Origin of the sequence: Frondihabitans sp. Leaf304, assembly GCF_001423105.1 — a bacterium.
Lineage (GTDB): Bacteria > Actinomycetota > Actinomycetes > Actinomycetales > Microbacteriaceae > Frondihabitans.
Map to the genome: position 1 here is coordinate 361,506 of NZ_LMNV01000005.1, position 14,096 is coordinate 375,601.

The following is a 14,096-nucleotide window of genomic DNA, read 5'->3' on the forward strand; positions in this document are numbered from 1 at the left end:
CCCGTGGCACAGGACGTGCTCACCGACCTGAACAAGGTCCGCAACATCGGCATCATGGCGCACATCGATGCCGGCAAGACGACGACCACCGAGCGCATCCTGTTCTACACGGGCATCACCCACAAGATCGGCGAAGTCCACGACGGCGCTGCGACGATGGACTGGATGGCTCAGGAGCAGGAGCGTGGCATCACGATCACGTCGGCTGCTACGACGTGCTTCTGGAACAAGAACCAGATCAACATCATCGACACCCCGGGTCACGTCGACTTCACGGTCGAGGTGGAGCGTTCGCTCCGCGTCCTCGACGGTGCCGTCGCCGTCTTCGACGGCAAGGAGGGCGTCGAGCCCCAGTCCGAGACCGTCTGGCGTCAGGCCGACAAGTACGACGTGCCGCGCATCTGCTTCGTCAACAAGATGGACAAGCTCGGTGCCGACTTCTACTTCACCGTCGACACGATCATCAACCGCCTCGGCGCCAAGCCCCTGGTTATGCAGCTCCCGATCGGTGCGGAGTCCTCGTTCGAGGGCGTCGTCGACCTGGTCGAGATGCGCGCACTGACCTGGCGCGGCGACGCCAAGGGTGACGTCGAGATGGGCGCGAAGTACGAGATCGAGCCCATCCCGGAAGACCTCAAAGAGAAGGCCGACGAGTACCGCGCGAAGCTGCTCGAGACCGTCGCCGAGTCCGACGATGCTCTCCTCGAGAAGTACTTCGCCGGCGAAGAGCTGACGGTCGACGAGATCAAGGGTGCGGTCCGCAAGATGACCGTCAACTCCGAGCTCTACCCGATCTTCTGTGGTTCCGCGTTCAAGAACCGCGGAGTCCAGCCGATGCTCGATGCCGTCATCGACTACCTGCCTTCGCCGCTCGACGTGCCTCCCATGGAGGGCCACGACGTCCGCGACGCCGAGAAGATCATCATCCGCAAGCCCGAGTCGTCGGAGCCGTTCTCGGCTCTCGCCTTCAAGGTCGCGGTGCACCCCTTCTTCGGTCGTCTCACCTACGTTCGCGTCTACTCGGGTTCCATCGAGTCCGGCGCCCAGGTGATCAACTCGACGAAAGACAAGAAGGAGCGCATCGGCAAGATCTTCCAGATGCACTCCAACAAGGAGAACCCCGTCGATGGCGTGACCGCTGGTCACATCTACGCGGTCATCGGTCTCAAGTTCACGACCACGGGTGACACCCTGTGCGACCCGAGCGAGCAGATCGTCCTCGAGTCGATGACTTTCCCCGAGCCCGTCATCGAGGTTGCTATCGAGCCGAAGACGAAGCAAGACCAGGAGAAGCTCTCCATCGCCATCCAGAAGCTCGCCGAAGAAGACCCGACGTTCCGCGTCGAGCTCAACGCCGAGACTGGTCAGACGGTCATCAAGGGAATGGGCGAGCTTCACCTCGACATCCTGGTCGACCGCATGAAGCGCGAGTTCAACGTCGAGGCGAACGTGGGCAAGCCCCAGGTCGCCTACCGCGAGACGCTCAAAAAGGGCATCGAGCGCTACGACTACACCCACAAGAAGCAGACGGGTGGTTCGGGTCAGTTCGCTAAGGTCCAGATCGCTCTCGAGCCCTTCGAGGTCACGGCCGAGTCGACGTACGAATTCGTCAACAAGGTTACCGGTGGTCGCGTTCCGCGCGAGTACATCGGTTCGGTCGACGCCGGCATCCAGGACGCCATGCAGGTCGGTGTCCTCGCCGGTTACCCCACCGTGGGTGTTCGTGCGCTGCTCCTCGACGGTGCTGCTCACGATGTCGACTCGTCTGAAATGGCGTTCAAGATTGCCGGATCGATCGCGTACAAGGAGGCTGCACGCAAGTCCAGCCCCGTGCTGCTCGAGCCGATCATGGCCGTCGAGGTCCGTACGCCCGAGGAGTACATGGGCGACGTCATCGGCGACCTCAACTCTCGTCGTGGCCAGATCGCCTCGATGGAAGACGCCAGTGGTGTGAAGGTCGTTCGGGCCAGCGTTCCGCTGTCGGAGATGTTCGGTTACGTCGGTGACCTGCGGTCGAAGACCTCGGGTCGTGCCGTCTACTCGATGACGTTCGAGTCGTACGCGGAGGTCCCCCGGGCTGTCGCCGACGAGATCATCGCGAAGAACAAGGGCGAGTAGCCCACCCCAGGGTGGTGCGTTCTCCACAGAGCGCACCGCCCGAAATGCGGGGTCGAGCCTCGACCGCGTAGCATGTGAATACACCAAAGCGCAGTTCCCCGGAGACGGGCCTTCACGGGCCCGGCCGGGCAACTGCTCCCGAGTCCTGAGGAGGACCCACAGTGGCGAAGGCCAAGTTCGAGCGGACCAAGCCGCACGTAAACATCGGAACCATCGGTCACGTTGACCACGGCAAGACGACGCTCACCGCGGCGATCACCAAGGTTCTGCACGACAAGTACCCCGACCTCAACACGGCGTCCGCGTTCGACCAGATCGACAACGCGCCCGAAGAGAAGGCTCGTGGTATCACGATCAACATCTCGCACGTCGAGTACCAGACTGAGAAGCGTCACTACGCTCACGTCGACGCTCCCGGCCACGCCGACTACGTGAAGAACATGATCACCGGTGCGGCTCAGATGGACGGCGCGATCCTCGTGGTTGCCGCTACCGACGGCCCCATGCCCCAGACGCGTGAGCACGTGCTGCTCGCTCGCCAGGTCGGCGTGCCCTACATCGTCGTCGCGCTGAACAAGTCCGACATGGTCGATGACGAAGAGATCCTGGAGCTCGTCGAGCTCGAGGTTCGCGAGCTGCTCTCCAGCCAGGACTTCGATGGCGACAACGCCCCCGTCGTTCAGGTGTCGGCGCTTCAGGCGCTCGAGGGCGATGAGAAGTGGGCCAAGTCGGTTGCCGACCTGATGGAGGCCGTGGACGAGAACGTCCCCGACCCCATCCGTGCCCTCGACCAGCCCTTCCTCATGCCCATCGAGGACGTCTTCACGATCACCGGTCGTGGCACCGTCGTCACCGGTCGTGTCGAGCGCGGTCAGCTCAACGTCAACGAGGAGATCGAGATCGTCGGCATCCGCCCGACGACCAAGACCACCGTCACCGGCATCGAGATGTTCCGCAAGCTGCTCGACCAGGCTGTGGCCGGCGACAACACCGGTCTTCTTCTTCGTGGCACCAAGCGCGAAGACGTCGAGCGCGGCCAGGTCATCGTCAAGCCCGGTTCGGTTACGCCGCACACCGGTTTCGACGCGAACGTCTACATCCTCTCGAAGGATGAGGGCGGCCGTCACAACCCGTTCTACGCGAACTACCGTCCCCAGTTCTACTTCCGCACCACCGACGTCACCGGCGTCATCACGCTGCCCGAGGGCACCGAGATGGTCATGCCCGGCGACACGACTGAGATCAGCGTTGAGCTGATCCAGCCGATCGCCATGGAGGAGGGCCTCCGCTTCGCTATCCGCGAGGGTGGCCGTACCGTCGGCGCCGGCACCGTCACGAAGATCAACAAGTAGTCCTTCCGACTTCTTCGAGATTCTCTGACGCGTCGTAGACACGCATCACCCTGAGCGGGTCGGGCCTTCGGGTCCGACCCGCTTTGGCGTACCCGGACCATCGCCTGAGAGAAGAGTTGTCGCCCTAGACCCGCGCGTCGGGTCGGTGCAGGATTGTCGGCACGGGTCGGAGGTGCCGACCGGTTCAGGGAGGAACGCATATGGCTGGGTTCGACGACGTCACCAAGAAGGCGCAAGAGTTTCTGAAAGACAACAAGGTCACCGACGCCCTGAAGAGCGATAAGGCGGAGGGCATCAGCGACAGCATCCTGGACGCCGTGGCCAGTGCAGCCGACAAGGCCACAGGCGGTAAGCACCACGACAAGATCCAAGAAGCGCGCGACGCAGCCGACAAGAAGATCGGCAACGACGGCGCATAGCCGCCAAAGGCCTCCGACGATGTCCGTCGGAGGCCTTCGTCGTTCGCTCGGGTGTCGTGCTCCCGCAGCTGTTCTCCGGCGCGGGGGAGTTGACTCGTCGGCATGCCTCGACTGCGCCGAACCGACTCCTCCCGACCGGGTGTCACCCGGGTCAAGGCCGGCCGCGGGTTCACGTACCGTGACGATGCGGGCGTGACCGTCTCGGATCCTGAATTGCGTGCTCGGATCGAATCCCTCGCCATTCCGCCCGCGTGGAAAGACGTGTGGATCGCGCCCTACCCCAACGGACACATCCAGGCGACCGGTATCGACGGTGTCGGTCGGCGCCAGTACATCTACCACCCCACCTGGCGCGAGCAGAAAGACCGGATCAAGTTCGACCGGGCGCTCTCTCTCGCCGAGGCGCTTCCGACCGCGCGTCGGTTCGTCACACTCGACCTCCGGCGAGACGAGCCGGATCGCCTCCGGGCTCTGGCGGCGGCATTCCGCATGCTCGACACGGGCTCGCTGCGCGTCGGCTCAGAGCAGTACGCGACCGCCCACGGCAGCCACGGGCTGTCCACCCTGCTCTGCTCGCACGCGACTGTCAGCGGTGACAGCATCAGGCTGGCCTTTCCGGCGAAGAGCGGTCAGGAGTGGGAGAGCGAAATCGAGGATCCCGAGCTCGCCTCGATCATCCGCGGCCTCAAGTCTCGGGGTGGGCGTGCTCGGCTCCTCGCCTACCGGCCCGAGCAAGGCGCGGCGTGGAGGCCGCTGCACGCCGTCGACATCAACGCCTACGTGCACGAGCGGACGGGCGGGGAGTTCACGGCGAAAGACTTCCGAACGCTCCACGGAACGGCTGCGGCGGCCATCAGCCTGGCGAGATCCGGGCCGAAGACTTCCGAGACCGGGCGCAAGCGGGCGGTGGCCCAGGCGATGCGCGATGCGTCGGCTGTGCTCGGCAATACGCCGTCCGTTGCCCGCGCCAGCTATGTCGACCCGCGTCTCGTCGACCTCTTCCGTCAGGGTGAGACGATCGATCCGGCCCGGGTGCATGCCGTGGAGTCAGAGGTTCGTTCCCTTCTGTACCGGTGATGCCCTCGGGTCGCGTAATCTTGAAGTTTGTGCGACTTTCGTGTTGCGCGCGAGAGGAACAACTGCTGTGACCGAATGCATCCACGGCCTCGATGCTGAGCTTTGCGACCTCTGCACGCCCCGCAAGCGAGAAGAGCCGGTGGTTGCGCCCGTCGCTCGACCGGCGGCTGCACGACGCGCTCCCGTCGGCGGCTCGGCGATCCGGATGCCGGCAGTCGTCCGCGCTCCGGGTGCCAAGCGCGCCGCCCCCGCAGCGGCAGCTCTTCCCGACATCGACCTCGCCACGATGCGTGTCCACCACTGGACCCACCTGTCGAACCTCGCCGACATCTTCTCCGACGGTCGCCTTCGAGCCGACGCGGTCCCCGAGCTCGACGTCGCGTCGCCCGAGGCGCGCGAGCGGCGTGCCGCTGCGGCTCTCCCGACCGGTTCCACTGTCGCCGGTCACGTACCGTTCGCGCTCTCGCCCGACGCGGCCACCTGGAACGAGGTGCGCAGCGGCGCCGAAGGATCCCGGTGGTCACCCGCAGCACGAGCCACCCGCCCCACCGACTTCGTCGTGCTCGTGGCTCCCGTAGCGGCCCTCCCCGACGACTTCGTGCTCGCCGACGGCGACCCTGCCGGGCCGCTCGCGCGTTTCGGAGTCGGCCAGGCCGAGGCGGCTACGCTCGCGCGACGCGCTTCGATCGCTGACCCCGACCTGCTCGAGGTCGAGATCCTGGTGCCAGACTCGTTCGATCTCTCCTTGGTCACCCTCATCGGAGTGCCGAACGATCGCACCCGCGACGAGGTCAAGAGCCTGCTCCGCGATGTGGAGGGGCGGGCGCCGCGAGTCGCCGTCTACCCGCCGTGGTTCCGCCCCTCCGAGGCGGAATAGCTCGACTCGAGCTGAGTCGCAACAATTCCGACACGCCCGGGTTGCAGCAAATGCCGGGCTGTGGCAAGCTTGTCTGGTTCAACACTTCGGCCGCTGCGTGCGGTTCGAATCACTGCCAGGCAGTGCACAGTCGTATCGACTGGGCCGCGGGTAGCAGGACACCTCTTCAATCGAAACCCGAGAGATGACCTCCCCACGGTGGCCATCACGCTGAATCGGCTACGAAATCAGCGGAGCGGTTACGAGCGCAGGCCTTCGGCATGCGGTCGAAGACGGATTGACACATCAACAGTGGTGCGACGGTCGTGTGAGCAGGCAACTGCGGCATCCGGAGTGACCCCAGTCTGAACAAGACCCAGCCCGAGTGGGAGTTCGCGAAAGCGATACGACCGCGAAGGCGCGTCAGGCGGCCCCGTGAAGGTGCGCGACGTTTATATCGAGAGAGAGTCACACATGGCGGGACAAAAGATCCGCATCCGGCTGAAGTCGTACGACCACGAGGTCATCGACACGTCAGCCCGCAAGATCGTCGACACGGTGACCCGTGCCGGCGCGACCGTGGTCGGCCCCGTGCCGCTTCCCACGGAGAAGAACGTGATCGCAGTCATCCGTTCGCCCCACAAGTACAAAGACTCGCGCGAGCACTTCGAGAAGCGCACGCACAAGCGTCTCATCGACATCATCGACCCGACGCCGAAGGCCGTCGACTCGCTCATGCGTCTCGACCTCCCCGCCGACGTCAACATCGAGATCAAGCTGTAGGGGGCGACGAACTAATGGCTATCACCACCAAGAACGTCAAGGGTCTCCTCGGCAAGAAGCTCGGCATGACCCAGGTCTGGGACGCCGACAACAAGCTGATCCCCGTCACCGTCGTCGAGATCTCTCCGAACGTCGTGACTCAGATCCGCACCGAAGAGGTCGACGGCTACGTAGCCGTCCAGATCGCTGCCGGAGCAATCGACCCGCGCAAGGCCAACAAGCCCCGCACCGGTCACTTCGACAAGGCGGGCGTCACGCCTCGCCGCACCCTCACCGAGGTTCGCACCGCCGACGCCGCCGAGTACGCACTCGGCCAGGAGCTCGCGGTCGATTCCTTCGAGGCCGGCCAGAAGGTCGACGTCGTCGGCACTTCCAAGGGCAAGGGCTTCGCCGGTGTCATGAAGCGTCACAACTTCAAGGGTGTCTCGGCATCCCACGGTTCGCACCGTAACCACCGCAAGCCCGGTTCGATCGGTGCTTCGTCGACCCCCAGCCGTGTCTTCAAGGGCATGCGCATGGCCGGTCGCATGGGTGGGGAGCGCGTCACCGTCCTCAACCTCACGGTTCACGCCGTCGACGTCGAGAAGGGTCTGCTGCTCGTCAAGGGCGCTGTCCCCGGCGCTCGTGGCCGCACCGTCTTCGTCCGCACCGCCGTGAAGGGGAACTAGCGCATGGCTATCACCACTGCTTCCACCGCCGTCGATGTCCTCGACGCCAAGGGCGCCAAGTCCGGCTCCGTCGACCTCCCCGCTGAGATCTTCGACGTCGTCGCAAACGTCCCGCTGATCCACCAGGTCGTCGTCGCGCAGCTCGCTGCCGCACGCCAGGGCACGCACAAGGTCAAGGGCCGCGGCGAGGTCTCCGGTGCCGGCCGCAAGCCGTTCAAGCAGAAGGGAACGGGTCGCGCTCGCCAGGGCTCCATCCGCGCTCCTCAGATGACCGGCGGTGGCATCGTCCACGGCCCGACGCCCCGCAACTACTCGCAGCGCACCCCCAAGAAGATGATCGCCGCAGCTCTGCTCGGTGCTCTCTCCGACCGCGCTCGCGGCGCCCGCGTCCACGTCGTCGAGTCCTTCGTGGCCGACGTCGTCTCGACCAAGACCGCTCTCGAGCTGCTTGCGAGCATCTCCACGAGCAAGCACGTCCTGGTCGTCATCGAGCGCGATGACCTGCTGACGCAGAAGAGCGTCCGCAACGTCGACGAGGTCCACGTCATCTCGTGGGACCAGCTCAACGCCTACGACGTCCTCGTCTCCGACGACATCGTCTTCACCAAGAGCGCTTTCGAGGCCTTCGTGGCCAAGAAGACCAACAAGGAGGCCACCGCATGAGCGGCATCCACAAAGACCCCCGCGACGTCGTGATCTCGCCGGTCGTCTCCGAGAAGTCGTACTCCCTGATTGATCAGGGCAAGTACACCTTCCTGGTCGACCCGCGCTCGAACAAGACCGAGATCAAGCTCGCCATCGAGAAGATCTTCGACGTCAAGGTCGACAGCATCAACACGCTGAACCGTCCGGGTAAGACGCGTCGTACCAAGTTCGGGATCGGCAAGCGCAAGAGCACCAAGCGCGCCATCGTGACACTCAAGTCGGGCTCCATCGACATCTTCACGGCTGTCGGCTAGGGCGCGGAGGGATAAATAATGGCTATTCGCAAATACAAGCCCACGACTCCGGGTCGCCGCGGTTCATCCGTCGCCGACTTCGCTGAGATCACGCGCTCGACTCCTGAGAAGTCGCTGCTTCGTCCCCTGTCGAAGACCGGTGGTCGTAACAACGCCGGCCGCATCACGACCCGTCACATCGGTGGTGGCCACAAGCGCCAGTACCGCGTCATCGACTTCCGTCGCAACGACAAAGACGGCGTGAACGCCAAGGTCGCTCACATCGAGTACGACCCCAACCGCACGGCGCGCATCGCGCTGCTCCACTTCGTGGACGGCACCAAGCGCTACATCATCGCTCCGAACAAGCTGTCGCAGGGCGACATCGTCGAGTCGGGCGCTGGCGCGGACATCAAGCCGGGTAACAACCTTCCGCTGAAGAACATCCCGGTCGGTACCGTCATCCACGCGATCGAGCTCAAGCCCGGTGGCGGTGCCAAGATGGCCCGCTCCGCCGGTGCCTCGGTTCGTCTCGTCGCCAAAGACGGCCCCTACGCGCAGCTGCGTCTCCCCTCGGGCGAGGTCCGCAACGTCGACGCGCGCTGCCGCGCCACGATCGGCGAGGTCGGCAACGCCGAGCAGTCGAACATCAACTGGGGAAAGGCCGGCCGTATGCGCTGGAAGGGCGTTCGCCCGACCGTGCGTGGTGTCGCCATGAACCCCGTCGACCACCCGCACGGTGGTGGTGAGGGCAAGACCTCCGGTGGACGCCACCCGGTCTCGCCGTGGGGCCAGAAAGAGGGCCGCACTCGTCACCCCAAGCTCGAGAGCGACAAGCTCATCGTCCGCCGCCGCAACGCTGGCAACAAGCGCAAGTAGGAGTTGTAGAAGATGCCACGCAGTCTGAAGAAGGGCCCCTTCGTCGACGACCACCTGCTCCGCAAGGTTGTTGTTCAGAACGAAGCCAACACGAAGAACGTGATCCGTACCTGGTCGCGTCGCTCGATGATCATCCCGAACATGCTCGGCCACACCATCGCCGTGCATGACGGACGCAAGCACATCCCCGTTTTCGTGACCGAATCCATGATCGGCCACAAGCTCGGCGAGTTCGCGCCCACCCGCACCTTCCGCGGCCACGTGAAGGACGACAAGAAGGGTCGTCGTCGCTAACGCGGCGGCGAGAAGGAGGAGAGAAATGGTGGAGTCGATCGCACGCGTGCGTCACATCCGCGTCACCCCCATGAAGGCCCGTCGCGTTGTCAACCTGATCCGCGGCAAGCAGGCCCTCGAGGCCCTGGCCATTCTGAAGTTCGCGCCGCAGGGCGCATCGGAGCCGGTCTACAAGCTCGTCGCGTCGGCTATGGCCAACGCCCGAGTGAAGGCCGACGCTCAGAACAGCTACCTCAACGACGAAGACCTCTACATCTCGAGTGCCTACGTCGACGAGGGAGCAACCCTCAAGCGGTTCCAGCCTCGTGCTCAGGGCCGTGCGTTCCAGATCCTGAAGCGCACCAGCCACATCACGGTCGTCCTCGCGACGCCCGAAGAGGCCGAAGCGGCCACGACGTCGAAGAAGGCGAGCAAGTAATGGGCCAGAAAGTAAACCCGTACGGCTTCCGTCTCGGAATCACCACCGACCACGTGTCGCGTTGGTTCTCCGACAGCACGAAGGCCGGCCAGCGCTACAGCGACTACGTCGCTGAAGACATCAAGATCCGCAACCTGCTCAAGACCTCCCTCGACCGCGCTGGCGTGGCCAAGATCGAGATCGAGCGCACCCGCGACCGCGTTCGCGTCGACATTCACACGGCCCGCCCGGGCATTGTGATCGGTCGCCGTGGCGCCGAGGCCGAGCGCATCCGCGCCGACCTCGAGAAGCTCACGGGCAAGCAGATCCAGCTGAACATCCTCGAGGTCAAGAACCCCGAGGCCGAAGCTCAGCTCGTCGCCCAGGGCATCGCCGAGCAGCTCAGCGCTCGCGTGGCTTTCCGCCGCGCTATGCGCAAGGGTCTGCAGGGTGCTCAGCGCGCCGGCGCCAAGGGTGTTCGCATCCAGGTCTCGGGCCGTCTCGGCGGCGCTGAGATGAGCCGCTCGGAGTTCTACCGCGAGGGCCGCGTGCCCCTGCACACGCTCCGCGCCAACATCGACTACGGCTTCTACGAAGCCAAGACCACGTTCGGTCGCATCGGTGTCAAGGTCTGGATCTACAAGGGCGACATCACCAACAAAGAGCTCGCGCGTGAGCAGGCGAACCAGAAGTCGTCGCGCCCCGAGCGTCGTAACGACCGTGGTGGCGACCGCGACCGTGGATCCCGTGGTGGCAACACCCGTGCTCCGCAGACGCAGGACGCCCCGGTCACCGCAGGAGCTGAGGCATAACCATGTTGATTCCCCGTCGTGTCAAGCACCGCAAGCAGCACCACCCCGGCCGTAGTGGCCAGGCCACCGGTGGTACTCGCGTGAGCTTCGGTGAGTACGGCATTCAGGCTCTCACGCCTGCCTACGTCACCAACCGTCAGATCGAGTCCGCTCGTATCGCCATGACCCGTCACATCAAGCGTGGTGGAAAGGTGTGGATCAACATCTACCCCGACCGCCCGCTAACCAAGAAGCCGGCCGAAACCCGCATGGGTTCCGGTAAGGGTTCGCCCGAGTGGTGGGTCGCCAACGTCAAGCCGGGTCGCGTGCTCTTCGAGCTCAGCGGCGTCAGCGAGGAAGTCGCCAAAGAGGCGCTCACTCGTGCAATTCACAAGCTGCCCCTGAAGGCACGCATCATCAAGCGCGAGGAGGGCGACGCATAATGGCGATCGGATCCAAGGAGCTCGCTCCGACCGAGCTCGACACATTCGAAGACGAGCGTCTTGTCGACGAGCTCAAGAAGGCCAAGGAAGAGCTGTTCAACCTGCGCTTCCAGTCGGCTACCGGCCAGCTCGAGAACCACGGCCGCGTTCGTGCCGTCAAGCGCGACATCGCTCGTATCTACACGGTGCTCCGTGAGCGCGAGCTCGGCATTCGTGCCACCCCCGCCCCGGCCGCGGCTGCCCCCAAGGCTGCTGCCAAGAAGTCGACGAAGAAGGCCGCTGCGAAGCCGGCCGACGAGACCGTCGAGGCCGCTGAGACCGAGGAGACCAAGTAATGGCTACCGAGAAGAAGGCTGCTGCGGCCTCGACAGACACTGTCGAGTCGGACACCCTCGTCCGCGGCTACCGCAAGACGCGTCGTGGCTACGTCACGAGCGACAAGATGGAGAAAACCATCGTCGTCGAGGTCGAAGACCGCGTGAAGCACCCCCTGTACGGCAAGGTCATCCGCCGTACCTCCAAGGTCAAGGTTCACGACGAGGCCAACTCGGCCGGCGTCGGTGACCTGGTCGTCATCAGCGAGACCCGTCCGCTCAGCGCCTCCAAGCGCTGGCGCCTGGTCGAGATCCTCGAGAAGGCGAAGTAGGCCTCGGCCTGCTCGATAGGAGACAGAAGTGATTCAGCAGGAATCCCGCCTCAAGGTCGCCGACAACACCGGTGCCAAAGAGATCCTCACCATCCGCGTTCTCGGTGGCTCGGGTCGTCGTTACGCCGGCCTCGGTGACGTCATCGTCGCCACGGTGAAGGACGCCATCCCCGGTGGCAACGTGAAGAAGGGTGACGTCGTCAAGGCGGTCATCGTTCGCACCAAGAAGGAGACCCGTCGTAACGACGGCTCCTACATCAAGTTCGACGAGAACGCCGCAGTGATCCTGAAGGCTGACGGAGACCCCCGTGGTACCCGCATCTTCGGACCGGTCGGTCGCGAACTCCGCGACAAGAAGTTCATGAAGATCATCTCGCTGGCGCCGGAGGTTATCTAAGTCATGGCAAACATCAAGAAGGGTGACCTGGTTCAGGTCATCACCGGAGCCACGCAGGCCCGCGGCGGAGACCGCGGCAAGCAGGGCAAGGTCATCGAGGTCCTCGTGGAGAAGAACCGCGTGGTCGTGGAGGGTGTCAACTTCGTCACCAAGCACGTCCGTGTCGGCCAGACCCAGCGGGGCACCAAGACCGGCGGCATCGAGACGCACGAGGCTTCCATCCACGTGTCGAACGTCGCGCTGGTCGACCCTAAGAGCAAGAAGCCGACCCGCGTCGGCTTCCGCGAAGACAAGGTCACGAAAGACGGAGTCACCAAGACCGTCCGTGTCCGCTACGCCAAGAAGTCGGGGGAGGATCTCTGATGAGTGACACCACTACCGCGACGGTCGAGCCCAGCGCTCAGCCTCGCCTCAAGGCCAAGTACCAGGCCGAGATCCTGCCGCAGCTGAAGAGCGACTTCGGATTCACGAACGTGCACCAGGTGCCCGGTCTCGTGAAGATCGTCGTCAACACCGGTGTCGGCGAGGCAGCTCGCGACTCGAAGGTCATGGACGGTGCGGTCAAAGACCTCACGGCCATCACCGGACAGAAGCCGCTGGTCACCAAGGCCCGTAAGTCCATCGCGCAGTTCAAACTGCGTGAGGGTCAGCCGATCGGTGCTCACGTCACGCTTCGTGGCGACCGCGCTTGGGAGTTCCTCGACCGTCTGCTCTCGCTTGCGCTTCCTCGCATCCGCGACTTCCGCGGTCTGAGCGACCGCCAGTTCGACGGCAACGGCAACTACACCTTCGGTCTCAACGAGCAGAGCATGTTCCACGAGATCGATCAGGACCGCATCGACCGAGTTCGCGGCTTCGACATCACTGTCGTGACCACCGCGAAGAACGACGACGAGGGCCGGGCTCTGCTCAAGGCACTCGGCTTCCCGTTCCGCTCGGCCGACTCGGCCAACTAAGATCGTTCGGTCGGACACTTCGGTTTCGAAGTGTCCGGCCGCACTTCCGTGTCTGGAGAATCGCTCCAGGCCACCCGATCGCGTAGGTCGGCTCCCGGTGTACCGGAAGTCGAAACCGCTCGAGAAAGAGATCAATTCGCATGACGATGACAGATCCGGTCGCAGACCTGCTGACCAGACTGCGCAACGCGAACTCGGCATTCCACGAGACCGTGTCGCTGCCGAGCTCCAAGCTCAAGTCCCACATCGCTGAGATCCTCAAAAAAGAGGGTTTCATCGAGTCCTGGAAGGTCGAAGACGCTCGCGTCGGACAGACCCTCACCATCGACCTCAAGTACGGCCCCGCACGCGAGCGCTCCATCGTGGGCATCAAGCGCGTTTCCAAGCCGGGCCTCCGCGTCTACGCAAAGTCGACCGAGATCCCTCAGGTTCTCGGCGGTCTCGGCGTGGCCATCCTGTCGACTTCCTCCGGTCTGCTGACCGACCGTGAGGCCGAGAAGAAGGGCGTGGGTGGGGAAGTCCTCGCCTACGTGTGGTAACCCGCTATGTCACGAATCGGACGCCTTCCCATTCCGATCCCCACCGGGGTCGACGTGAAGATCGACGGCCAGGCCGTCACCGTCAAGGGCCCGAAGGGCGAGCTGTCGCTCGTCGTCGCCAGCCCCATTGAAGCCAAGCTCGAAGAGGGCACCGTTCTGGTCACCCGCCCGGATGACGAGCGCTCGTCGCGTTCGCTCCACGGCCTGACCCGCACTCTCATCGCGAACCAGATCACCGGCGTCACTCAGGGCTACTCCAAGGGCCTCGAGATCGTCGGTACCGGTTACCGCGTGCAGGCCAAGGGCCAGAACATCGAGTTCGCCCTCGGCTACTCGCACCCGATCACCGTCGAGCCGCCCCAGGGCATCAGCTTCACGGTCGAGGGCAACAACAAGCTCACCGTCACCGGCATCGACAAGCAGGCCGTCGGCGAAGTGGCCGCCAACATCCGCAAGCTGCGCAAGCCCGAGCCCTACAAGGGCAAGGGTGTTCGCTACGCCGGCGAGGTCGTCCGCCGCAAGGCCGGAAAGTCAGGTAAGTAA

General features: G+C 64.3%; 21 protein-coding genes. All 21 read left to right on the forward strand.

The features are described from left to right. The first annotated feature begins 3 nt into the window (after nucleotides 1–3). The 21 genes from fusA (at nucleotide 4) to rplF (ending at nucleotide 14,096) form a co-directional block, all read left to right on the forward strand. The gene (gene fusA, locus ASF54_RS15150; RefSeq protein WP_055964947.1) at nucleotides 4–2,118 is read left to right on the forward strand and encodes an elongation factor G; all 2,115 of its coding nucleotides are present in this window, start codon (nucleotides 4–6) and stop codon (nucleotides 2,116–2,118) included. Nucleotides 2,119–2,279: 161 nt separating this feature from the next. After that, nucleotides 2,280–3,470: an elongation factor Tu gene (gene tuf, locus ASF54_RS15155; RefSeq protein WP_055964949.1), complete on the forward strand. Its 1,191-nt coding sequence runs from the start codon at nucleotides 2,280–2,282 to the stop codon at nucleotides 3,468–3,470. 200 nt (nucleotides 3,471–3,670) lie between these two features. After that, nucleotides 3,671–3,889: an Rv0909 family putative TA system antitoxin gene (locus ASF54_RS15160; RefSeq protein WP_055964952.1), complete on the forward strand. Its 219-nt coding sequence runs from the start codon at nucleotides 3,671–3,673 to the stop codon at nucleotides 3,887–3,889. A 102-nt stretch (nucleotides 3,890–3,991) separates the two neighbouring features. Beyond that, nucleotides 3,992–4,966, forward strand: a complete 975-nt coding sequence (locus ASF54_RS15165) for a DNA topoisomerase IB (RefSeq protein WP_055964956.1) — start codon at nucleotides 3,992–3,994, stop codon at nucleotides 4,964–4,966. Between the two features lie 67 nt (nucleotides 4,967–5,033). Further along, nucleotides 5,034–5,843: a DarT ssDNA thymidine ADP-ribosyltransferase family protein gene (locus ASF54_RS15170; protein ID WP_055964959.1), complete on the forward strand. Its 810-nt coding sequence runs from the start codon at nucleotides 5,034–5,036 to the stop codon at nucleotides 5,841–5,843. Nucleotides 5,844–6,296: 453 nt separating this feature from the next. Next, nucleotides 6,297–6,605 carry a 30S ribosomal protein S10 gene (gene rpsJ / locus ASF54_RS15175; protein ID WP_055964962.1) on the forward strand — a complete coding sequence of 103 codons (309 nt, stop codon included), beginning with the start codon at nucleotides 6,297–6,299 and terminating at the stop codon, nucleotides 6,603–6,605. A gap of 14 nt (nucleotides 6,606–6,619) precedes the next feature. Beyond that, nucleotides 6,620–7,273: a 50S ribosomal protein L3 gene (gene rplC, locus ASF54_RS15180; RefSeq protein ID WP_055964965.1), complete on the forward strand. Its 654-nt coding sequence runs from the start codon at nucleotides 6,620–6,622 to the stop codon at nucleotides 7,271–7,273. 3 nt (nucleotides 7,274–7,276) lie between these two features. Then, on the forward strand, nucleotides 7,277–7,936 hold the full coding sequence (gene rplD, locus ASF54_RS15185) for a 50S ribosomal protein L4 (protein ID WP_055964969.1): 660 nt from the start codon (nucleotides 7,277–7,279) through the stop codon (nucleotides 7,934–7,936). Continuing rightward, nucleotides 7,933–8,232: a 50S ribosomal protein L23 gene (gene rplW, locus ASF54_RS15190; protein ID WP_055964972.1), complete on the forward strand. Its 300-nt coding sequence runs from the start codon at nucleotides 7,933–7,935 to the stop codon at nucleotides 8,230–8,232. Before rplD ends, rplW begins: the two co-directional genes overlap by 4 nt. A gap of 18 nt (nucleotides 8,233–8,250) precedes the next feature. After that, nucleotides 8,251–9,090 carry a 50S ribosomal protein L2 gene (gene rplB, locus ASF54_RS15195; protein WP_055964975.1) on the forward strand — a complete coding sequence of 280 codons (840 nt, stop codon included), beginning with the start codon at nucleotides 8,251–8,253 and terminating at the stop codon, nucleotides 9,088–9,090. Between the two features lie 12 nt (nucleotides 9,091–9,102). Next, the gene (gene rpsS / locus ASF54_RS15200) at nucleotides 9,103–9,384 is read left to right on the forward strand and encodes a 30S ribosomal protein S19 (protein ID WP_055964978.1); all 282 of its coding nucleotides are present in this window, start codon (nucleotides 9,103–9,105) and stop codon (nucleotides 9,382–9,384) included. Nucleotides 9,385–9,409: 25 nt separating this feature from the next. After that, entirely contained in the window at nucleotides 9,410–9,802 is a 393-nt protein-coding gene (rplV, locus tag ASF54_RS15205) for a 50S ribosomal protein L22 (protein ID WP_055964981.1), read from the forward strand. Then, nucleotides 9,802–10,593 carry a 30S ribosomal protein S3 gene (gene rpsC / locus ASF54_RS15210; RefSeq protein WP_055964984.1) on the forward strand — a complete coding sequence of 264 codons (792 nt, stop codon included), beginning with the start codon at nucleotides 9,802–9,804 and terminating at the stop codon, nucleotides 10,591–10,593. The genes rplV and rpsC overlap by 1 nt, the downstream gene beginning before the upstream one ends. 2 nt (nucleotides 10,594–10,595) lie before the next feature. After that, nucleotides 10,596–11,015, forward strand: coding sequence for a 50S ribosomal protein L16 (gene rplP / locus ASF54_RS15215; RefSeq protein ID WP_055964987.1), 420 nt, complete (start codon nucleotides 10,596–10,598; stop codon nucleotides 11,013–11,015). Beyond that, nucleotides 11,015–11,350 carry a 50S ribosomal protein L29 gene (gene rpmC / locus ASF54_RS17025; RefSeq protein ID WP_055964990.1) on the forward strand — a complete coding sequence of 112 codons (336 nt, stop codon included), beginning with the start codon at nucleotides 11,015–11,017 and terminating at the stop codon, nucleotides 11,348–11,350. The genes rplP and rpmC overlap by 1 nt, the downstream gene beginning before the upstream one ends. Continuing rightward, complete coding sequence (gene rpsQ, locus ASF54_RS15225) at nucleotides 11,350–11,661, forward strand: 30S ribosomal protein S17 (protein WP_055964993.1); 312 nt, start codon at nucleotides 11,350–11,352, stop codon at nucleotides 11,659–11,661. The genes rpmC and rpsQ overlap by 1 nt, the downstream gene beginning before the upstream one ends. Nucleotides 11,662–11,689: 28 nt before the next feature. Continuing rightward, nucleotides 11,690–12,058, forward strand: coding sequence for a 50S ribosomal protein L14 (gene rplN, locus ASF54_RS15230; RefSeq protein ID WP_055964996.1), 369 nt, complete (start codon nucleotides 11,690–11,692; stop codon nucleotides 12,056–12,058). A gap of 3 nt (nucleotides 12,059–12,061) precedes the next feature. Further along, on the forward strand, nucleotides 12,062–12,421 hold the full coding sequence (rplX, locus tag ASF54_RS15235) for a 50S ribosomal protein L24 (protein ID WP_055964999.1): 360 nt from the start codon (nucleotides 12,062–12,064) through the stop codon (nucleotides 12,419–12,421). Then, entirely contained in the window at nucleotides 12,421–13,014 is a 594-nt protein-coding gene (rplE, locus tag ASF54_RS15240; RefSeq protein WP_055965002.1) for a 50S ribosomal protein L5, read from the forward strand. The genes rplX and rplE overlap by 1 nt, the downstream gene beginning before the upstream one ends. 140 nt (nucleotides 13,015–13,154) lie before the next feature. After that, nucleotides 13,155–13,553, forward strand: a complete 399-nt coding sequence (rpsH, locus tag ASF54_RS15245) for a 30S ribosomal protein S8 (RefSeq protein ID WP_055965006.1) — start codon at nucleotides 13,155–13,157, stop codon at nucleotides 13,551–13,553. Between the two features lie 6 nt (nucleotides 13,554–13,559). Beyond that, entirely contained in the window at nucleotides 13,560–14,096 is a 537-nt protein-coding gene (gene rplF, locus ASF54_RS15250) for a 50S ribosomal protein L6 (protein ID WP_055965008.1), read from the forward strand.

Excerpts from the sequence above, each read along its gene's own strand:
- ASF54_RS15160 (WP_055964952.1), top strand. The coding sequence starts at position 3,671 with ATGGCTGGGTTCGACGACGTCACCAAGAAGGCGCAAGAGTTTCTGAAA.
- ASF54_RS15165 (WP_055964956.1), top strand. The coding sequence starts at position 3,992 with ATGCCTCGACTGCGCCGAACCGACTCCTCCCGACCGGGTGTCACCCGG.
- rpsJ (WP_055964962.1), top strand. The coding sequence starts at position 6,297 with ATGGCGGGACAAAAGATCCGCATCCGGCTGAAGTCGTACGACCACGAG.
- rplC (WP_055964965.1), top strand. The coding sequence starts at position 6,620 with ATGGCTATCACCACCAAGAACGTCAAGGGTCTCCTCGGCAAGAAGCTC.
- rplD (WP_055964969.1), top strand. The coding sequence starts at position 7,277 with ATGGCTATCACCACTGCTTCCACCGCCGTCGATGTCCTCGACGCCAAG.
- rplW (WP_055964972.1), top strand. The coding sequence starts at position 7,933 with ATGAGCGGCATCCACAAAGACCCCCGCGACGTCGTGATCTCGCCGGTC.
- rplB (WP_055964975.1), top strand. The coding sequence starts at position 8,251 with ATGGCTATTCGCAAATACAAGCCCACGACTCCGGGTCGCCGCGGTTCA.
- rpsS (WP_055964978.1), top strand. The coding sequence starts at position 9,103 with ATGCCACGCAGTCTGAAGAAGGGCCCCTTCGTCGACGACCACCTGCTC.
- rplV (WP_055964981.1), top strand. The coding sequence starts at position 9,410 with ATGGTGGAGTCGATCGCACGCGTGCGTCACATCCGCGTCACCCCCATG.
- rpsC (WP_055964984.1), top strand. The coding sequence starts at position 9,802 with ATGGGCCAGAAAGTAAACCCGTACGGCTTCCGTCTCGGAATCACCACC.
- rplP (WP_055964987.1), top strand. The coding sequence starts at position 10,596 with ATGTTGATTCCCCGTCGTGTCAAGCACCGCAAGCAGCACCACCCCGGC.
- rpmC (WP_055964990.1), top strand. The coding sequence starts at position 11,015 with ATGGCGATCGGATCCAAGGAGCTCGCTCCGACCGAGCTCGACACATTC.
- rpsQ (WP_055964993.1), top strand. The coding sequence starts at position 11,350 with ATGGCTACCGAGAAGAAGGCTGCTGCGGCCTCGACAGACACTGTCGAG.
- rplX (WP_055964999.1), top strand. The coding sequence starts at position 12,062 with ATGGCAAACATCAAGAAGGGTGACCTGGTTCAGGTCATCACCGGAGCC.
- rplE (WP_055965002.1), top strand. The coding sequence starts at position 12,421 with ATGAGTGACACCACTACCGCGACGGTCGAGCCCAGCGCTCAGCCTCGC.
- rpsH (WP_055965006.1), top strand. The coding sequence starts at position 13,155 with ATGACGATGACAGATCCGGTCGCAGACCTGCTGACCAGACTGCGCAAC.
- rplF (WP_055965008.1), top strand. The coding sequence starts at position 13,560 with ATGTCACGAATCGGACGCCTTCCCATTCCGATCCCCACCGGGGTCGAC.